The sequence below is a fragment of the Bradyrhizobium iriomotense genome (assembly GCF_030160715.1).
GTDB lineage: Bacteria > Pseudomonadota > Alphaproteobacteria > Rhizobiales > Xanthobacteraceae > Bradyrhizobium > Bradyrhizobium iriomotense.
The window spans coordinates 23,226-39,612 of sequence record NZ_BSOW01000042.1 but is presented as its reverse complement, the minus strand read 5'-3'; the positions used below and the strand labels follow the sequence as shown (position 1 = coordinate 39,612).

The following is a 16,387-nucleotide window of genomic DNA, read 5'->3' as shown; positions in this document are numbered from 1 at the left end:
ATTCCGCTGTCAACACCTTATCTATGACGGCCCGACCATTCGCTGCTCCTACCAATACAGGGAGGTGCGGACGCTCCCTAGAGGTGATCTTCTGACGTCGGTTCTATGCAACGCCTTACACAGAGCCCCCGATTATTCCGTGGAGAAGCCGCATGCTAACGTAATATTGAGATGGGTTGAGTCTAACTGCGTCTCTATCAATGGATAGCTTACCGACCAGGCTCCGATCGACGCGACGGCAGCAAACCGCGGCGGTTGACGTGTTAGAGAAGGCACGGAGAGTGAAGCAACGACTCCATCGTCTCCAATCCTTCTTTGCCGTAAGAGCCATCGAGGGAATGCGCGGAATGTCGGATGTTGCCCCGATCTATGCGGGGATGGAGTGCGTTCAGTACGCCGGTTACCTGACGCTGCGACTTCTCAGGATCGCAGCTGTTTGGCCGAAAGAAGGCGCTGGCCGATTTGTGCCGATCAGCATCCGCACGCCTTCGATCGCAGACTGTCCGGGTCAGGTTACATGTAAAGACAACGTTCGACACCAATCTCCTCTCGATGACTTTCAAGAAAACACGTCAGATTTGAACGACGCCCAGGACATTTGACATGAAAGCCACGCAGAGCGTTTCGTCAACTAACCCCTTTTCTGTCGCGGCACAGGAATCTGAGTTGTCGCTGGAAGCGAGCCGCTCTAGCCGCTATGCGGTCGAGATTATCGACGATATTTGCTCAGCCTCCTTTGAGCGATGGATCCACGCTCATCTGAACGGCCATCGCGTCCTCGTCGTTATGACACCGACCGTCTATCGCCTGTATTCAGAACGATTAAGCGCCTGTTGGTCGGCGCTAGACGTCGAGCCACGTTTGTTCGTGCTGGCCTGTACAGAAACAACAAAAACCATTGACGCAGTCATGGATGTTTGCCGTCAGGCCAGTATGGCAGATATCGATCGTCGCGGGATCCTTGTCTCAGTCGGTGGTGGCGTGTGTTCCGACATCGTTAGCCTCGCCGCGTCTCTTCTGCGCCGGGGTGTATCTCATGTTCGGATTCCGACAACCTTGATCGGGCAGGTGGACGCAGGAATCGGGCTTAAAGGCGGCGTCAATCTTGGCGCCCTCAAGAGCTACATTGGTTGCTTTTATCCGCCGAAAGCGGTCGCTGTTATTCCGACCTTTCTTCAAACACTCGGCGAAGATGGCATCCTGCAGGGTATCGCCGAAATCGTAAAGCTCGCTAGCGTCTGTGATAAGGAGTTGTTCGAAGATGTTGAGGCCGCGATAGCCACTCTGACGCGATCGCGATTTCAGGAACCGCAACGTGTAGCCAGGACGGTTATCGCGCGGTCTATTTCGGGGATGCTTGCTCAACTTGGTGAAAACCCGTTTGAGACCTCGACCTTGGAGCGCGCGGTAGATTTTGGTCACACCTTAAGCCATCCATTGGAAGCAGCGACCAATTATCGACTTCATCACGGCTTCGCGGTCGCAATTGATGTGGCGTTCAGTGCCATTCTGGCATCTCGGTTGTCGCTGATTTCAGAGCAGGACGCACTGCGCATTGTGCGCCTGCTAGTTAACGCGGGTTTGCCGATCTATCATGGAAGATTGGACGGATCTCTGGTTGAGCACGCGTTTGACGCTGCAATGGCCCATAGAGGCGGTGCTATCAATCTAGTGGTGCCCACAAGTATTGGTCAGCATACCTTTATAAGGCACACTAACCATCTATCGATGACTCTCATCAGAGACACTATTGGATGGCTGGAAAACGAATCTCGGCGCAAGGGAGGGAGCTGTCAGTGGACGGCGGATTCTGTTAAAAAGGCTGCTATTGCGGCGCAGAGCGATCAATGAGTTAATTTGTCTAATTGCGGGACTGAAGATCATGATAGGACATAGGCATGTCGAATAGGCTGCGTTGCTCTATAAGTTCTCGCTCAAAAGGGATATCCCTGCTGCCCGTGCGCCCTAGACTTAACCCCGTTGGGAAGTCGCTGTTGCCCATATGAGGACCAGAGCATGAAGCGCGGGCCTTTTTGCGGAAGAAGCAGATCATCGCGAGTTTAAAGGAGGATCAGTTCGGCGTGTCGGTTGCCGATCTGTGCCGTAAGCGCGGCGTCAGCGACGCCAGTACCGACAAACCGAAGGCCGATGCCTATAGTAAGGCTGCGGCGCGCAGAGAACAGGGCGCGTGAGCGCGTCATCCAATTGCTCGAAGCGGAGGAACTTCTCGACGTCGACGCCGAGACGCTCCGCATCGATGATCGGCTTGGCGTTGCCAAAGCCGTAGAGTGTCAAGCACGGCTTGCCGAGGCGGCCCAACGGTCTTACGATCCTGTCCGACCCGCGCCCGGTCCATCGACTTGCTCGAGCGTGCCGCACGCATACTCAGCTTTGAGCGTCGCTGGGCTAAGCTCACAATGTGTTTGAGAGTACTTCACAAGCCTGCTTGAGCGAGAGCCTTGATTCAGGAAGGTCGATTGCGTGCCTAACATCAGACGATCAGGTGAAGTTAGCGGCGACGTGACTCGGCGCTCCGGGGGGCCCACACGCGATGGGGAGCGCTGTCCCTACCACGCGCCACTAGCTTCAAACTGAATTGTACGCAGGTTAGCTGTCGAGAAGCTGACGAGCCTCACCCCCGCCTTACGCGACAAGCGGCCTGTGTGGGCGCTTGCGATCCGATATCGCGAGCGGCTCGTGCGGCGGCCTCCGGCGTCTGCCCGCTCTGCACCAGCCGAACAATGCACTCTCGACCTCGCGGCGTAAGCCGGGCATTCTGATGGATGTCCATTCGGTTTCTCTCGCGGGTTGCTAAAGTTGCGACACCTTCAGCTTCCCCGACCGGGACCGAATGGATGAAACATTTATGTCGACAAGCGCCGCACAGTGGCTAGCGGTCAATCAACGTCGGACGAATGCCTTCGAACCACCAATCTCATTCGGTCGCGCTTACTCCGGCGCGGTCGATGACCCAGGCCACCATGTGGCCCTTGGCCCGCTCGGCCTGCACGTGCCGGAGGGCCTCAGAGTAGGTCAGTAAGGGCTCCTGCGCCGGATAGACAACGCGGTCGGTCGGCGTGACGAAGTGGTGGCAACACACGCGGTAGTCTTTAGCCTCGAACATCGAAATCCTCCTCTCGCCTCTGGTTGCGCTGCCATACGCTCACGCGTTCAAGTCCTGCTTATCACAGAGAATGCGGCCGCTTAGAGGCCGCGTGCTTCTATAAATGCGCTCCCAATGGCGATTTAGGCTCCGCGCGTCAAGACCGTTCGACCCACCATTTCCCGTAGCTGGGGAAGCGGCCCTTCGTGTGCATGATGATGCCCCCGGATCGAGGAAAGTGCTGCCAATGCCGAAGCACAATTTGAAGCGGATTGCCCTGCAAGTCCCTCTGGACAATACCGACACCGTGATCACGGTCGATGCTGACGAACTGAGGGTCGAGTACCTCAAGGGCGGCTACGAAGGGCGAACGAACTTCGTGTCTGAGATCCCCGCCGACTGGACCGATCAGGACTTGGCCAAAATCATCTGGCTTCCGATTGCGCCGCGAGCGACCCGCAATCGGCAATTCCGCGCTCGAGGCTCCTTGCTAAGCGAGATGATCCCGGTTGCATGACTATGCGATGCGCTGGGTTATCACGGTTCGACTTCCATGCTGGCTGAACGGCTTTCCCAGCGCCAGATCCCGCTACGAGAACTCGACGGCAGGCACCTCAAGTTAAAACTTGGAGCGGTGGAGGGGGAGACGACCGCCCGATCGTCTGGCGAACGGATCCTGATGCGCCTGCAATTCCATCGTGCCGTCGATGACATGGAGATATGGAGCGCAAATGGCGACGGCTATTCGTTCGTGATCAGTTTTGAGACTCCCACCGGTGCCGGCTTTCGCGGAAGGCTCGGCTACGTCGCGTCATGGCGCGCGTTTGACCAGCGCCGTTGCGCGATCAGGGTTCTCGGCTCGCCCTTCCAAAGCCTCGCTGAAGCCGAGCACGCGTGCAATATCATGCTGAAATATCTCAACGATCAAACGGATTGCGTGCGCCCCTGGAAAACTTGAAGCACGCGCTAAAATGCAGCAGCCGTTCGCGTGTCGACCAGTATATCCGTGGCGACCGACTAAACCAGGCTTCGGTCAATGTGCAATTCTAGAGCGTCAATACCGACCAAGATTTGATCCCAACCCTATTCCGCGTGATCAATCCCTGTAGCCCGATTACGTGGGTCGCTGCTACCCAACATTGTGAAAGTATTGCTCATTCTCCGATCTTAAATCGCCGCGCGCGCCGATTCAAACGCTCCGAGGAGACCGGCCAGCGCGATCACGGCGACAACACCCAGAAGCTCGGTGACGTGCCGACCAGGACGAGATCCAGATAGCTCTGCTGCGGGCCATCCCTCAGATTGAAAGCAGGCTTGCCACCGCGCCGTTGTGCGCAGGACGTCGAGCGTGCCCAAGCCGATCACCGCGACGCGATGCATGAGAGTGGGGTCGATGCGCATCCGCGACTCGATGACCATACAGGTGGCTCAGCGCGTCGAGCGCGATCGTCAAGCCGCCGGAGGCTGAGCCAGTCAGTGCGACAAGAATGTTCGTGGTGAGAGCGAGCGAAACCAGGGCCGCCTTCGATCGCCAGCACCCGGTCTCGCATTGTTTCGAAGGCCGGCAGCGCGGCAATGACCGCTTCAAATTGGAACGAGGCTCGCGACATCAAACGCCGGCTAAACGGACGCATTGGCTCCCGCGTCCATGGTCTGCCGCAGCGCCGTCAGCCGCGCGCGGTTGAAGAGGATGGCGGTCGTAATCGCCGCGCTGAGTGCACCCGCCACTGATCACACACGGTCTCGGCCGAAAGCGACGTGTTGCCCCAGCGTGCTTTCCTAAGAAAGAGAAAACAAGCCGCGGCAGCACAAGGAGTGACATCGCGAGGCGACGACCATGATCAGCGGCAGAATGGTGCTGAAGATAGGGGCGGGAGCTTCGATTTGGTGGCCATGCCGGAACGCGGCCGAATCCAATCTGCGGGCCGTCGCTTCCGCCCGGCGAAGCCACCACAATCCAATGCTGATCATGAAGATCGAGGCGACGACACCCAGCCCGCGCGCCGCAAACGGCATCGTGCCCAAAAATGGCATCGGCATTGCGTTCTGTATCGATTGCGTCTCTCTGCGCATGCGATGGCACCCATCAGCCTATCGCGAGTCTATTCGTCTTCGCTAATCATGATTGGGCCCCGCACCGCGAGTTTGCTTTCTGCGTTCATCTTGCCAACGCTTTCCGAGCCGCCTCGAGCGCTTCCTGATCTTTCGGGTCTGCAAGATCAAACCAGGAGCCCGGGGCATAGGTATCGATACGCTTTGCCAAGAACGATTGCGGCTCCCAATCTTGGCCTTCGCGCTTCTCGAAAATGATGACGTCGCGGGTAAAATAACTTGGCCCTGAAACGTTGCAGTCGACCGAAAGCTCCACGCGCCACAGGCTGCCCTTCGCGGCAGGTTGATCGTCTAGCTTCGGCAAGTAGTGCACTCCAACAGGATCGCCGATACTGCAACGGCCACGCCGCAGAAGATCGCCCAGCTTGCCTTGCGCTGTCGTCACGAAGTTGAAATTAGTGGGATCATGTAAAAAGCGGCGGTTCACGCCCTTTTCGTTGTTTGCTTTTTCGTCAGCAATAAGCGAGAGTGCGAACGCCCGCCAGCCTAGTTCAATCGGTTTTGCATCCGGCGTCACAACCGTCACTGTGCCATCGGGTGCCACCTCCCAGGTGATCGTATTGTCGTCCTCTGTTTTATCAGCCCGGTGTTTGGCCCATGAAAAGACAACCGGCTCACCTGTGTCGGTCTTTCGGCCAAGCTCCCATCCCCTGGGAACGAAGTGGGCTACCGTCGAGACTTTGGCGAAGATTTGCTCCGCTGTATCACCATCCTGCGCCCGCCAAGTTGATTTAACTTTGTCGATCACGGCGCTGTCATCGGCACGAACGTCATCGTTGCTGCCGGCCAGCCTACCCGCCAAAACGAGCCATAGACCAAAGCAGAGGACGAGACCGAGACCGAACCAAAGCACGCGCCTTTCAGTCATTTTCTCTTACCCCACGCAGTCAGTCATTTTCTCTTACCCCACGCAGCTGGATCGTTACATGGGCGGATCGTATCCTCCAAGAGACCCTCGGGGTACCTACCAGGAAAAGGCACCTACCAGGATTGGTTGGCCAGAAGAACCTCGCAACCCTGACTCTGCATTTGTAACGTGTGAAGACGATGCTCTTCCTGCCGAGCCCCGGCTATCATTCGTTTGAATCTGCACAACTACAGCGAAATTTGCGGCGACGTGATTCGGCGCGCGCGCATTCGCACGAAGCAAGCGACGACCAGCGCTCAACATGCGGGGCTCCTCCCGTGGAAGGGTACGGGGTATGCCGGGAGCGCATGCTTTGTGCCAGGTAATAGGCCGACAAGTCACTCGTGTTGACGTCCGGCATCCCGACTTGCTCCGGTCTGATATTTTCACGGAGATGCGAAATCCCTGACATCTGTCTGGAGACAATATAGTTCTTCTTAAGCAAAATAGTTCTTCCTGCACAATAATGTTCTTTCGGGCCAGTTTAGGTTGGGTCCGCATTGAGGGAGCAGGCACCGGTGCACCGTAACGGCTGGCTGCTACTGCCCGATTATCTCGACGACAGTTGGCTCGACTACTTGTACTGGGACAGCGCACTTGATCCGTGATCCTGTTGTGCTGCTTCTTGTTGTTGTCTTCTGCTGCTGTCGTGGGACTCATAGGAGTGTCAAAGGACCCATTCAGAGTGTCACGTTTTTCGGCCTTCGCCGGGCTGAATTTGACAACCTAAGATCATTGAGAACACGGAATCCTGCGGAAATTGCCGGAATTTTCGCGATTTCGGCTTGAATGGCTCCATCATAATCTTCTCCGTGCCAAAACGGAGACACCAATGACGGCCGGCGGCCTATTTCGGCGAGAAAATCGCTAAGCCTATTCCGTTCGGTGTCTGCGTGGAGACGCCGCACGGTTGTGTGTTGACGACGCACGCCGGAGTTGACAACCCGCCGTACACGGCGTTGAAACTCGCTTATTCCCAGCTCGTAATTACCGAGATGCAACAATTTTCGTCGACCACCAACGTTAGTAGTTGATCCGATCAAAGACGCAGGTCACTGACTAGTCGATGAACCTCACATTGATCAAGCCTCGCCTGCGGGTGTTCGGAATGGAGCATCAACCACAATCCGTTATTGGCAGCGGCCCCTCTCATCGTCGGCAACGCCGACGATCCCACGGGTTTCTGCGACTCTGGTCTAGAGAGATCAAGGGTGCCAGAGAGAATGGCTCCCTAATATGGGGCGAGCTCGAAGAGCCGTCCTGTGAGAGGCCATTGCCGCGGGGAGAGGAAGCGGGCCCGCTCCCAAAGATGGCCCCCGATCGTCGGGCAACTACCTGGTCAAGAACGGATATTCGTTGCTATTACGCATGCAGGTATCACGCTTGCACCATATGTAGCGCCACTGCTCGCCGGGACAATTGCAAGGGGCGGATCATGTGAGGTGCTTGGCGCCTTTCGACCCGCGCGCTTCAATCAGCCGATAGATCGAAACAGACCGCCAAGATTCCAGTAGTTCCTGCTCACCGTCGATTTTTCGGAGCCGACGATATTTCTGGTCCAACTCTGGCTAACTTCGAGAGCGTGAACGCCATGGACCGAGATGCCGTATTGATCGATCTTGCGCTGCAGGGCGGGGGCTCGCATGGCGCGTTCGCTTGGGGCGTCCTTGACCGTCTCCTCGAAGAGAGGTGGCTTGAGATCGCAGCGATCTCGGGACCTCCGCAGGCGCTATGAATGCCGCAGTTCTGGCCGACGGATGGGCGGCGGGCGGAGCTCAAGGTGCCCGTGAGGCGCTCGACCGATACTGGCGACGCGTAGCGCGCGCCGCGGCGTTTAGTCCCCTGCAGCGCTCGCCACTCGACAGGTTGTTGGGCCGTTGGACGCTCGACACATCGCCCGCCTACGTCTTTACGGACCTGATGTCACGCCTGCTCTCGCCCTATAATCTCAATCCGCTCGGCTATAATCCGCTGAGCAAAATTCTGACGGAGAGCGTCGATTTCGAGCGCCTTGTCCGTTCGCCGATCAAATTGTTCATAACCGCAACGCGGGTACGAACCGGCCGTGGACGCATCTTTCGCAACGCGGAGATCACTGCCGACGTTCTGCTCGCCTCGGCTTGCCTCCCCACCATGTTCCCGGCGATCGAGATCGACGGTGAGCCCTATTGGACGGTGGCTTCGCCGGCAACCCGACCATTACGCCGCTCGTTCGCGAAAGCGACGCGCACGATACCATCCTGGTGCAGATCAATCCGACGGAGCGGCTTGACGCGCCGCGCTCGGCACCAGACATTCTCAATCGGCTCAACGAAATTTCCTTCAACTCGCCGCTCATGAAGGAATTACGCATGATCGCGCTGTTGCGCCAGGCGGTCGATCCAGGACATGGCGAGGGGGCGCGTTGGGCGCGGATGCGCACCCACCGGATCGAGAGCGACATGCTGGCTCAGCTCGGTGCGTCGTCCAAGCTCAATGCGGAATGGAAGTTCGTGTCGATGCTGCGAGAGGAAGGACGGCGCGCGGCGAGTGAATTCCTCGAGAATCACGGAGCAAGTCTGGGCGAGCGCTCCACCGCCGACCTCGATGTCTTGCTGGGCGAGTGCTGAATGATGGGATTCCTTGGCATTCTCGTAGGACTCGGCCTGCTTGTTCTGTTCGCTTTCCGCGGCTGGAGTGTTCTGTTGCTGGCGCCGACCGCCGCGCTGGTTGCGGCGCTGTTCGGTGGAGAGCCGCTGTTGGCCAACTGGACGCAGGTCTTTATGGCCAGCGCCGCCGGATTCCTGGCGCAGTTTTTTCCGATTTTCCTGCTCGGCGCTGTCTTCGGCAAGTTAATGGACGATAGCGGCGCAGTCTCGGCCGTGGCCGTCTTCATCGCCCGATGCCTGGGCAAGCACCGCGTAATGACGGCGGTCGTGCTGGCGGGCGCGCTGGTCACCTATGGTGGCGTGAGCTTATTCGTGGCGTTTTTTGTCATCGTCCCCATGGCGCAATCGCTGTTCCGTGCGGCGTCGATCCCCCGCCGCTTGATACCTGCGGCGATCGTTCTGGGTACATCGACTTTCACCATGTCGGCCATGCCCGGGACACCATCCATACAGAATGCGATCCCAATGCCGTTTTTCGGCACGACGCCGTTCGCAGCGCCCGGGCTCGGTATCATTGCATCCATCATCATGCTGGGCATAGGATTGTGGTGGCTTCAAAGGGCAGAGGCAGCGGCAAGGCGGGCCGGCGAGGGATTTGGTGAGGCGCCGCACGACGCGGCTGAACACGCCGCGGTCGATGAACTATTGCGCGAACGCGCCACAACGGCTCGCGAATTCGATCCCGCCGAGATTCGGCATGGACAGCTTAGCAAGGGCCCGGCGCCAGCCCTCAATGCCATCCTGCCGTTGATCGTCGTCGTTGCCGTCAATCTCGTGATGTCGCTCGTCGTGCTGCCGCGGCTTGATCTCGCGTTCCTGGGGGAGGAACGCTGGGGCGGCACATCGATTTCGAAGGTGGCCGGTGTGTGGTCGGTAACGGTCGCGCTCGCTGCGGCGATCGCGACAGCCATCCTGTGCAATCATAGGCGGCTGCCGGCGTTGCGGCAGACCATGGACGCCGGCGCCAACGCATCGGTCCTGCCGGTGCTGAGTGTCGCAAGCCTCGTCGGCTTTGGTGCGGTGATCGCCTCTCTGCCCTCCTTCGCGACGGTGCGAGACTGGGTGCTTTCGATTGGAGGCGGTCCGCTGGTGTCGCTCGCTGTTGCCACCAATATACTAGCCGCTTTGACTGGTTCAGCCTCCGGCGGCCTGACCATCGCGCTCGATGCGCTCGCTCAGACCTATATGGAAATCGCTTCGCGAACAGGCGTGGACCCTGCTCTCATGCATCGCGTTGCGGTGATTGGCTCGGGCTCGCTCGACCTCCTGCCGCATAATGGGGCGGTGGTGAGCCTGCTCTCGATCTGCGGATTGTCCCACCGCGAGAGTTATATGGGAATCGTCATGGTCGGCGTCGTCAGTTCGCTCTTGGCGCTGGCTGCCGTGATCGTTCTCAGCGGCGTCTTGGGATCGTTTTGAATGGGCTCGCATCGATGACCTGGCCGCCCCGCCAGATGAGTGCTGCTTCAAGACCTACAATTCGAGGATCCAGCCGCGCGGAACGGCTGCACGTCTGTCGGCCGATTTGAGGGCCTCGGCGTTCGCCTGCGGCGCATGGCCGAGAAGGCGCCTTGGACGTAGGCCTCCTGTACCACCGCGGCGAGCGTCTCGGCCTGTCACGATCGAAATCCTGCCAAGTCGGGTCCAAATGTTTGAGCAAGCTAGCCCAAGCGCTTAGGCGGGCTTGCTTTTGGTCCCGCAGGAGAATCATGAATGACCGCGCCGGGGCCGTAGAGGGAATGATCCGCGGGGGACTTCATAATGCCGGATACCGGCCAAAGTAGATCCCTCCAAACCTCACGCACCGCCGGCACTCCCAAAAGTCTCTGAACGGCGCTGGCGGAGTTCGAACGGCCGGAGCAAAGGGCCTACTCGATTAACTATCTCCGACCGAGAACTCGGACAGAATTGCGCGAGTTTGAGGCTGGTCGCGAAATTTGCAATGCAAGTTTTGAGGCACTTGTGGCTGGTGTACCTCAGCCTCATTTGGGCGAACGTGCAGCACCTCATTCTAAGGAGACGGATTGGTAGTCGCCACGTTGAAGCGGTGTCAAGCTGAGCTACTTGGCGCTATTACCCGCCTCTGGAGGCTTGAAGGAGCAACTCCGCCCGATAGCGGGCCTCCGGTCTCTCGCTAACTGCATAGGGCGATAAACACGATCGGTATGCGCGCGATTGCTAGGCCGCCTTTTTTTCAGCACGTCGCTTGCAATAATGGATATCAGCCCGCCTCGGAGAGAGCTTCGAAGCTTTGAAGCGAGCATTTTCGCGCAAAGAAGCTACGCCTTCGGGAAGTGCATTGCACTCGGCAACGGTATCCAATCAGCCCTTTTGGCCACTTAATCGGCAGTCGGCAGACAGCATCGCTACCGGCCAGCAGCTATCGGCTCGGGATGCACTTTCGTCCTTCGACACGATCTCTCAGGGAAGGTCCAGTCAACTACCAACGTTAGCACTTGATGGAGGCGATGGACGCATGGCACTCGTGCGCGACAAAGCCGTTAGGGAATTCGAAACTAGGTAAAAAGAATGAGAAAAGTTCTGCTGGGCATGGTCGTCATTGCTCTGACCGCTCCTGCCACTGCCGCTGATCTGGCCCCACGGCCCTACACCAAAGCGCCCCCTGCAGTCATTCCGATCTACGATTGGGCTGGCTTCTACGTCGGCCTCAATGGCGGCGGCGGCTCGGCCCATCAGTGCTGGGACGTGGTCAATGCCGGCGGTGTCGTCATCGCTCCGCCCCTCGCAATGGGGTGCCAGAACGCGACCGGAGGGACGGTCGGCGGTCAGATCGGCTACCGCTGGCAGATAGCGAACTCGGTGTTCGGCCTGGAGGCGCAGGGCAACTGGGCTAATTTCAAGGGCTCCAACGCGAATCTCGCTTTCGCAGGCGTCCAAGACGAAACCAAACTCGATGCATTCGGCCTGATGACGGGCCAAGTTGGCTACGCTTGGAATAATGTGCTTGTCTATGTAAAAGGCGGCGCTGCGGTTGTCCGGGACAAATACCGTGTCTACGATTTTGCGACCGGGCTCACCCTCAACAACGGTAGCGAAACCCGCTGGGGCGGAGCGGTCGGTGCGGGCCTTGAATTTGGCTTCGCTTCGAACTGGTCTGTCGGCGTGGAGTACGATCACTTGTTCCTGGGCCATCGGGACGTGGACTTCTTTTCAACCGGAATAGTGGGTGTTCCGGTTGGAGCTTTTGCAGGAACGGCCCGTATTGGTCAGGACGTCGACATCGGTATGGTCCGCGTGAACTATCGCTGGGGTGCCCCTGTTGCCGCGACATATTGATCTGCAAGAACAGATGCTGGAGCTGCGTGTATCGCCCTCCATCTCGCTTGACTTGGTGAATGGCGGGGAGATTGCCAATGGCCCGCGCTCGGGCGCACCCTCGAGCTCGCCGCCGCTGTAGTTGCAATTGCCTTCTGCTGGGTCTGCTTGGCGGGGAAGACCTCATCATGGCGCGCCCGAGCGAGGATCCGTCTCTCGCGAGCGACCTTGGGCCCACACGCGAAGAGACGACCTCGACAGCAAGCTGGCGATCTGTCGAGGCTGCTGATCGCGCTGGCAGAGGCACCATCACCGAGATGCGGCCTCTCCGCAGGTCGCCCTTCACGGCGCCACCAGTCGCTTGCGAATTGCATAGCGAACCAGCTCAGCCGTCGACGACGTCCCGAGCTTGCGCATCGCCGATGCGCGATGTGTCTCGACCGTCTTCATGCTCAGCTTCAGGATGGTGCTGATGGACCTGTTGGTATGTCCTTCGGCAATGAGCTGAACCACGCTCTGCTCGCGTGACGTCAGCAGCATGCCCGACTTGTTCTGCTTGTTGAGCTGGTAGTCGTGGAGCAGTTTCTCCAGCAGCAGGCTGGTGAAGTAAGGCCTGCCGTCGAGCAGCGCCTCGATGGCGGAAATCAGGTGGTTCCTGGCATCCGACTTGAACAGGAACCCGCGGACTCCCGCCAGGATGGCTTCGGTCAGCAGCTCCTCATTCTCGTGCATCGTCAGGATCAGCACCTCCGTGCGCACATGCAGCGCCTTCAGACGACGGCTGACCTCCAGTCCGTTCATGAGCGGCATCGAATAGTCGACGATCACGACATCGGGCCGCGTCTCCAACGCCAATGCGACCGCCTGCTCGCCATTGGTCGCCTCTCCGCTGACGATCCAGTTGGAGCGGGTTTCGACGATCGCCCGCAGCCCGGAGCGCACGACTTCATGATCATCCGCAATCACGATGCGCTTCACGACGTCGTTCCCGTATGCGGGCCCATCGGGCGATCGATGGAGGCGACCGGCAGGAAGATCGAGCGATCATACCGGTCGCAGTCCAGCGGGTTATCCCACAAAACCCTGAAATCCCTCGGCGATTGTACTCAAGGGCCTCATATCTCGGGCCTCATACCTCGATCAACCCGGCCCGCACCGCGTAGCGGACCAGTCCGGCCGTCGAATTCACGTCGAGCTTGCGCATCGCAGCGGCCCGGTGCGCCTCCGTCGTCTTGACGCTGAGGTCCAGGATGGAGCTGATGCCCTTGTTGCTGTACCCCTCCGCAACCAGCTTGACGACGAGTTGCTCCCGCGGGGTGAGCGCCTGCCGGCTGTCCATGCCGCGGCTCAGCCCGCGATCCAGTTCGTTCTGACAGCTCCTGGTACAGAACGGCTTGTGCGCCAGAAGCGCCTCGACCGCCGCCAGCAGCAGCTTTTTGGCGTCGGATTTCAGCAGGAAGGCGCGCGCCCCTGCCTGGAACGCCTCCTGCGCGAGCAGGCTGGAATTGTGCACCGTGAAGATCAGCACCTCGGTCTGGAGCGGGTATTCCCTGATCCGCCGTGCGACTTCCACCCCGGTCATACGCGGCATGGAAAAATCGACGATGGCGACGTGGGGCTGGTTGGCGATTGCAGCGGCAACGGCCTTGCTGCCGTCATTGGCTTCAGCGACCACCTCCCAATCCGCCCGTTGTTCAAGCACGGCGCGCAGGCCCGATCGCACTGCCTCGTGATCGTCCGCGATCAGAAACCATTTCATGGCAGAGCACTCCAAGTTCCTAGACACGGTGGCAGCCCGAAACGCCAAGCGCGACAGGGCGACGTTCCCCTGCCACCGGTGATCAGTCTTTTTCTCTCACGATGTGCTTGGGCGGGCTCTTACGGCTGTCGTGGCCTTCCTGTTGCGTTTGTTCTCGACGACATCGCGCGGGAACACCGCCAGCACTGTGGTGCCGGCATGTCGCGCCGCCACGTCGGAGTGGATATGAAGCGTGCCTCCGATCTGCTGCAATCTGGCCCGCATGGCCGGGATCCCAACGCCCATCACGGCTTTCGTGCCGGATTTCGCGCGATCAGTCGGAAAGCCCCGCCCGTTGTCGCTGACCGTCAATTGAAAATGGCGGCCGCTCGAGGCGACGGCGATCTTCACCTCCGTCGCCTTCGCATGACGGAAGACGTTCGTGAGGGCCTCCTGGATGACCCGGAGCAACGCATGCTGCTTGTCACGCGACAAGCGATCGATATCCGACGACATCCTGGTCGTGACGTGCAGGGATGTCCGCGCGGCAAATCCCCGCGAATAACGTTCGATCGTTGCTTTCAGACCGTCAACCGTCAGATTCTGCGGGTGCAGCAGATAAGCAAACGCCCGGATCTCCTGCAGCGCTTCGTCGATCGAGGCGTCGATCTCGCCACATAACCGCGCAGCACTGGCCTGGTCGTTTAGGCAGGTGCGCAGGCGCATCGAAGGAGATTCAGTTGGCTGACGAGGTCTGCAAATCCAAATCGCATCATCCGGTCAATCGTACTTTTCAAGCGACGCTACAATATGACCTTACGTCCGCCTCAAGCCAGAGTTGCCTACCAATCTTGTGAGTCTCGGCGGTTCGTACCAGTGTACGATTTAGTTCGCAAAAGTCGCCGCCTGACAGAGGTTGCGGACACCTGCAATCGCCAACTCGGTGACGCACGGCTTTTTTCCAGTCTTCTGGCACGGCGATTGTTACGGACATACGACGAAAAGATAGCGGACGGACGCCCATGGACGCGCGCACCGATCTTCAGGTGCTTTGACTGCGACATGGTAGATCCTCTCAATCCACCTAGCTTGGATTGAGAGTAATTCTTTGAGGCCGCTGAGCAAAATAACGCAGGGCGTCATCCGAGGTGGCTCCGGCGCGCCCATAGACATCAGGTTATCCGACCATGCTGACAGCCGACGAATGCCGTGATTTCTCAAGTCACTATAAGGCTCTGGCAGGAGCAGGTGACATTTCGCCAAAGCGATTGAGCACTCTGATTAGCATCTCGAACAGCTTTGCAGAGTTGGCCAAGAAGCTTGAGCTACTTACAGACATCGTCAGAGAAGAAGATCGCAAGGTTCTGCCGTTTTTTAGGCATGATGGCGGCTAGGAACGGCAGGTCGGACCTATTGCCGCAACGTACTGGTCTTCAGCGGGGACTCACATAAGAGAGCCTCTAATGTCCCGAGTCACTAGTTCGCAATCACAGAGCGTTGCTATGCCAAGGATGGAGGCAAACAGCGACCTTGTGTCCAATGGCGGTCCAACTTGCCCCCTGAGCGATGCGAGCGGGCCGAACTGACGTCGCTGACGATGCGGTGGAAGACCGGCGCAGGCGTGGGCTCTGAGAGCCCGGATCGTTCTGACCCGAGCGCAAGGTGGTCAGAAGCGGAAGTGGCGGCGGCGTTTTATGGAGCAGCGTGTGGCCGGGCTGCACGACGAGCCGCGTTCCGGCGCGCCACGCACGATTGACGTTGCCAGCATCGAAGCCGTGATTGTGAGGACGTTGGAGAGTTGCCCTGAGCCACTCATTGACGTCCTCTCCTTATGGAGCGCGCTGTAGGAATTTGACAACTAGGTCTTAATCATCTCTGGCCTAGCGCATGCGCGGGCATGACGCCGTCCTGGCGCGGGGTGTCGAAAGAATAGGGACCTTCCGGTCTTCCATCCCGAATGATCATCTCCGAGGAACCGCGAAATAACATCAGCACAGAGTCCCGCGGCGGCGCCTCGACAGCGCGTGGTCGCGCTTGCGCCTGCGCCACCAGCCCATTGAGCGTCTCATCCACGAGCGCGATGAAGCGTGGTGGACCGGACGCCAACACCAGGCCATTTCCGGGCGCCGGTCTCATGATATAGCGCTCGTCGGAGATGCTGAGCGCATCAAGGGCCGCCGTGAACGCCTCGAAGCTGACCGGGCCCAGTAGAAGCAGACGAGTTTGCGCTTCCTTTGCGGCAGACACGTAAAGCACGAGTCCATCGTAGTACCACTGAAGATTGTACAGGTTCGTCAGATGGTCGAGGAATTCGCGCGGTGCCAGATCCGGCAAGCGCCCGCGAATCCGTCCCTTCACCTCGCCGCTGATGCTGACTCTGATATTGAGGTTGTTGCCGAATTCTTGCAGCGCGGAAGGAAGCTCCTGATCCACAACTAAATAGTGATAAGGCGTCGAGGGCAGCGACAGGGAAGCGCCGAGCGCCATCTGTGTTCCGGTCGTAATGAAAACACCGACACACAGAACGGCGTTCAAAACGCACAGGATCATGGATCGGATGAGCATTCACGCTTTCTTTGACTTAGCCAACGGGAGTGAAGTCA

The 16,387-nt window shown here is 58.8% G+C and carries 17 protein-coding genes and 2 pseudogenes; 11 read left to right on the top strand and 8 right to left on the bottom strand.

Annotation, left to right across the window (positions count from 1 at the left end):
• Window positions 1-347 precede the first annotated feature (347 nt).
• From QQL28_RS39255 to QQL28_RS39245, 3 genes are all read left to right on the top strand, one after another.
• Complete coding sequence (locus QQL28_RS39255; protein ID WP_284274297.1) at window positions 348-602, top strand: hypothetical protein; 255 nt, start codon at window positions 348-350, stop codon at window positions 600-602.
• Between the two features lies 1 nt (window position 603).
• A complete protein-coding gene (locus tag QQL28_RS39250; protein ID WP_284274295.1) occupies window positions 604-1,851 on the top strand; it encodes a sedoheptulose 7-phosphate cyclase in 1,248 nt (415 codons plus the stop codon).
• 182 nt (window positions 1,852-2,033) lie between these two features.
• Complete coding sequence (locus tag QQL28_RS39245) at window positions 2,034-2,192, top strand: hypothetical protein (RefSeq protein WP_284274343.1); 159 nt, start codon at window positions 2,034-2,036, stop codon at window positions 2,190-2,192.
• A 743-nt stretch (window positions 2,193-2,935) separates the two neighbouring features.
• Here the strand turns inward: QQL28_RS39245 and QQL28_RS39240 are convergent.
• A complete protein-coding gene (locus QQL28_RS39240; RefSeq protein WP_284274293.1) occupies window positions 2,936-3,124 on the bottom strand; it encodes a hypothetical protein in 189 nt (62 codons plus the stop codon).
• Window positions 3,125-3,350: 226 nt separating this feature from the next.
• On the opposite strand from QQL28_RS39240, the gene QQL28_RS39235 reads away from it, so the two are divergent.
• Together QQL28_RS39235 and QQL28_RS39230 are read left to right on the top strand one after the other, a co-directional pair.
• The gene (locus QQL28_RS39235) at window positions 3,351-3,620 is read left to right on the top strand and encodes a hypothetical protein (protein ID WP_284274292.1); all 270 of its coding nucleotides are present in this window, start codon (window positions 3,351-3,353) and stop codon (window positions 3,618-3,620) included.
• Between the two features lie 36 nt (window positions 3,621-3,656).
• Entirely contained in the window at window positions 3,657-4,061 is a 405-nt protein-coding gene (locus QQL28_RS39230; protein ID WP_348522554.1) for a hypothetical protein, read from the top strand.
• A 209-nt stretch (window positions 4,062-4,270) separates the two neighbouring features.
• Here QQL28_RS39230 and QQL28_RS39225 read toward each other — a convergent pair whose 3' ends face one another.
• On the bottom strand, window positions 4,271-4,522 hold the full coding sequence (locus QQL28_RS39225; protein WP_284274289.1) for a hypothetical protein: 252 nt from the start codon (window positions 4,520-4,522) through the stop codon (window positions 4,271-4,273).
• A 418-nt stretch (window positions 4,523-4,940) separates the two neighbouring features.
• On the opposite strand from QQL28_RS39225, the gene QQL28_RS39220 reads away from it, so the two are divergent.
• Complete coding sequence (locus QQL28_RS39220) at window positions 4,941-5,222, top strand: hypothetical protein (RefSeq protein WP_284274287.1); 282 nt, start codon at window positions 4,941-4,943, stop codon at window positions 5,220-5,222.
• A gap of 39 nt (window positions 5,223-5,261) precedes the next feature.
• Here QQL28_RS39220 and QQL28_RS39215 read toward each other — a convergent pair whose 3' ends face one another.
• The gene (locus QQL28_RS39215) at window positions 5,262-6,083 is read right to left on the bottom strand and encodes a nodulate formation efficiency C protein (protein WP_284274285.1); all 822 of its coding nucleotides are present in this window, start codon (window positions 6,081-6,083) and stop codon (window positions 5,262-5,264) included.
• A 557-nt stretch (window positions 6,084-6,640) separates the two neighbouring features.
• Here QQL28_RS39215 and QQL28_RS39210 point away from each other — a divergent pair.
• A pseudogene (locus QQL28_RS39210) lies at window positions 6,641-6,730 on the top strand (HNH endonuclease); the annotation flags it as partial.
• A gap of 866 nt (window positions 6,731-7,596) precedes the next feature.
• Here QQL28_RS39210 and QQL28_RS39205 read toward each other — a convergent pair.
• Entirely contained in the window at window positions 7,597-7,767 is a 171-nt protein-coding gene (locus tag QQL28_RS39205) for a hypothetical protein (protein WP_284274341.1), read from the bottom strand.
• Between QQL28_RS39205 and QQL28_RS39200 the strand changes: the two are divergent.
• The 3 genes and pseudogenes from QQL28_RS39200 to QQL28_RS39190 all read left to right on the top strand — a co-directional run bounded on the left by QQL28_RS39200 (window position 7,714) and on the right by QQL28_RS39190 (window position 12,067).
• Window positions 7,714-8,731: pseudogene (locus QQL28_RS39200) on the top strand (patatin-like phospholipase family protein). The gene QQL28_RS39205 and the pseudogene QQL28_RS39200 sit on opposite strands and share 54 nt — an antisense overlap.
• A gap of 3 nt (window positions 8,732-8,734) precedes the next feature.
• Entirely contained in the window at window positions 8,735-10,189 is a 1,455-nt protein-coding gene (locus QQL28_RS39195; RefSeq protein WP_284274334.1) for a GntP family permease, read from the top strand.
• A 1,110-nt stretch (window positions 10,190-11,299) separates the two neighbouring features.
• On the top strand, window positions 11,300-12,067 hold the full coding sequence (locus QQL28_RS39190; protein WP_284274283.1) for an outer membrane protein: 768 nt from the start codon (window positions 11,300-11,302) through the stop codon (window positions 12,065-12,067).
• 321 nt (window positions 12,068-12,388) lie between these two features.
• On the opposite strand, the gene QQL28_RS39185 is transcribed toward QQL28_RS39190, so the two are convergent.
• From QQL28_RS39185 to QQL28_RS39175, 3 genes are all read right to left on the bottom strand, one after another.
• On the bottom strand, window positions 12,389-13,024 hold the full coding sequence (locus QQL28_RS39185; RefSeq protein ID WP_284274281.1) for a response regulator transcription factor: 636 nt from the start codon (window positions 13,022-13,024) through the stop codon (window positions 12,389-12,391).
• A 151-nt stretch (window positions 13,025-13,175) separates the two neighbouring features.
• Window positions 13,176-13,805, bottom strand: a complete 630-nt coding sequence (locus QQL28_RS39180; protein WP_284274279.1) for a response regulator — start codon at window positions 13,803-13,805, stop codon at window positions 13,176-13,178.
• Window positions 13,806-13,901: 96 nt separating this feature from the next.
• On the bottom strand, window positions 13,902-14,510 hold the full coding sequence (locus QQL28_RS39175; RefSeq protein ID WP_284274277.1) for a sensor histidine kinase: 609 nt from the start codon (window positions 14,508-14,510) through the stop codon (window positions 13,902-13,904).
• A gap of 461 nt (window positions 14,511-14,971) precedes the next feature.
• On the opposite strand from QQL28_RS39175, the gene QQL28_RS39170 reads away from it, so the two are divergent.
• Window positions 14,972-15,178, top strand: a complete 207-nt coding sequence (locus tag QQL28_RS39170; RefSeq protein ID WP_284274275.1) for a hypothetical protein — start codon at window positions 14,972-14,974, stop codon at window positions 15,176-15,178.
• A gap of 475 nt (window positions 15,179-15,653) precedes the next feature.
• On the opposite strand, the gene QQL28_RS39165 is transcribed toward QQL28_RS39170, so the two are convergent.
• Window positions 15,654-16,349, bottom strand: a complete 696-nt coding sequence (locus QQL28_RS39165) for a nodulation protein NolW (protein WP_284274273.1) — start codon at window positions 16,347-16,349, stop codon at window positions 15,654-15,656.
• Between the last annotated feature and the right edge of the window lie 38 nt (window positions 16,350-16,387).

Coding starts and splice junctions, on each gene's coding strand:
- QQL28_RS39255 (WP_284274297.1), top strand. CDS start 348: ATGTCGGATGTTGCCCCGATCTATGCGGGGATGGAGTGCGTTCAGTAC.
- QQL28_RS39250 (WP_284274295.1), top strand. CDS start 604: ATGAAAGCCACGCAGAGCGTTTCGTCAACTAACCCCTTTTCTGTCGCG.
- QQL28_RS39240 (WP_284274293.1), bottom strand. CDS start 3,124: ATGTTCGAGGCTAAAGACTACCGCGTGTGTTGCCACCACTTCGTCACG.
- QQL28_RS39235 (WP_284274292.1), top strand. CDS start 3,351: ATGCCGAAGCACAATTTGAAGCGGATTGCCCTGCAAGTCCCTCTGGAC.
- QQL28_RS39230 (WP_348522554.1), top strand. CDS start 3,657: ATGCTGGCTGAACGGCTTTCCCAGCGCCAGATCCCGCTACGAGAACTC.
- QQL28_RS39225 (WP_284274289.1), bottom strand. CDS start 4,522: ATGGTCATCGAGTCGCGGATGCGCATCGACCCCACTCTCATGCATCGC.
- QQL28_RS39220 (WP_284274287.1), top strand. CDS start 4,941: ATGATCAGCGGCAGAATGGTGCTGAAGATAGGGGCGGGAGCTTCGATT.
- QQL28_RS39215 (WP_284274285.1), bottom strand. CDS start 6,083: ATGACTGAAAGGCGCGTGCTTTGGTTCGGTCTCGGTCTCGTCCTCTGC.
- QQL28_RS39205 (WP_284274341.1), bottom strand. CDS start 7,767: ATGCGAGCCCCCGCCCTGCAGCGCAAGATCGATCAATACGGCATCTCG.
- QQL28_RS39195 (WP_284274334.1), top strand. CDS start 8,735: ATGGGATTCCTTGGCATTCTCGTAGGACTCGGCCTGCTTGTTCTGTTC.
- QQL28_RS39190 (WP_284274283.1), top strand. CDS start 11,300: ATGAGAAAAGTTCTGCTGGGCATGGTCGTCATTGCTCTGACCGCTCCT.
- QQL28_RS39180 (WP_284274279.1), bottom strand. CDS start 13,805: ATGAAATGGTTTCTGATCGCGGACGATCACGAGGCAGTGCGATCGGGC.
- QQL28_RS39175 (WP_284274277.1), bottom strand. CDS start 14,510: ATGCGCCTGCGCACCTGCCTAAACGACCAGGCCAGTGCTGCGCGGTTA.
- QQL28_RS39170 (WP_284274275.1), top strand. CDS start 14,972: ATGCTGACAGCCGACGAATGCCGTGATTTCTCAAGTCACTATAAGGCT.
- QQL28_RS39165 (WP_284274273.1), bottom strand. CDS start 16,349: ATGCTCATCCGATCCATGATCCTGTGCGTTTTGAACGCCGTTCTGTGT.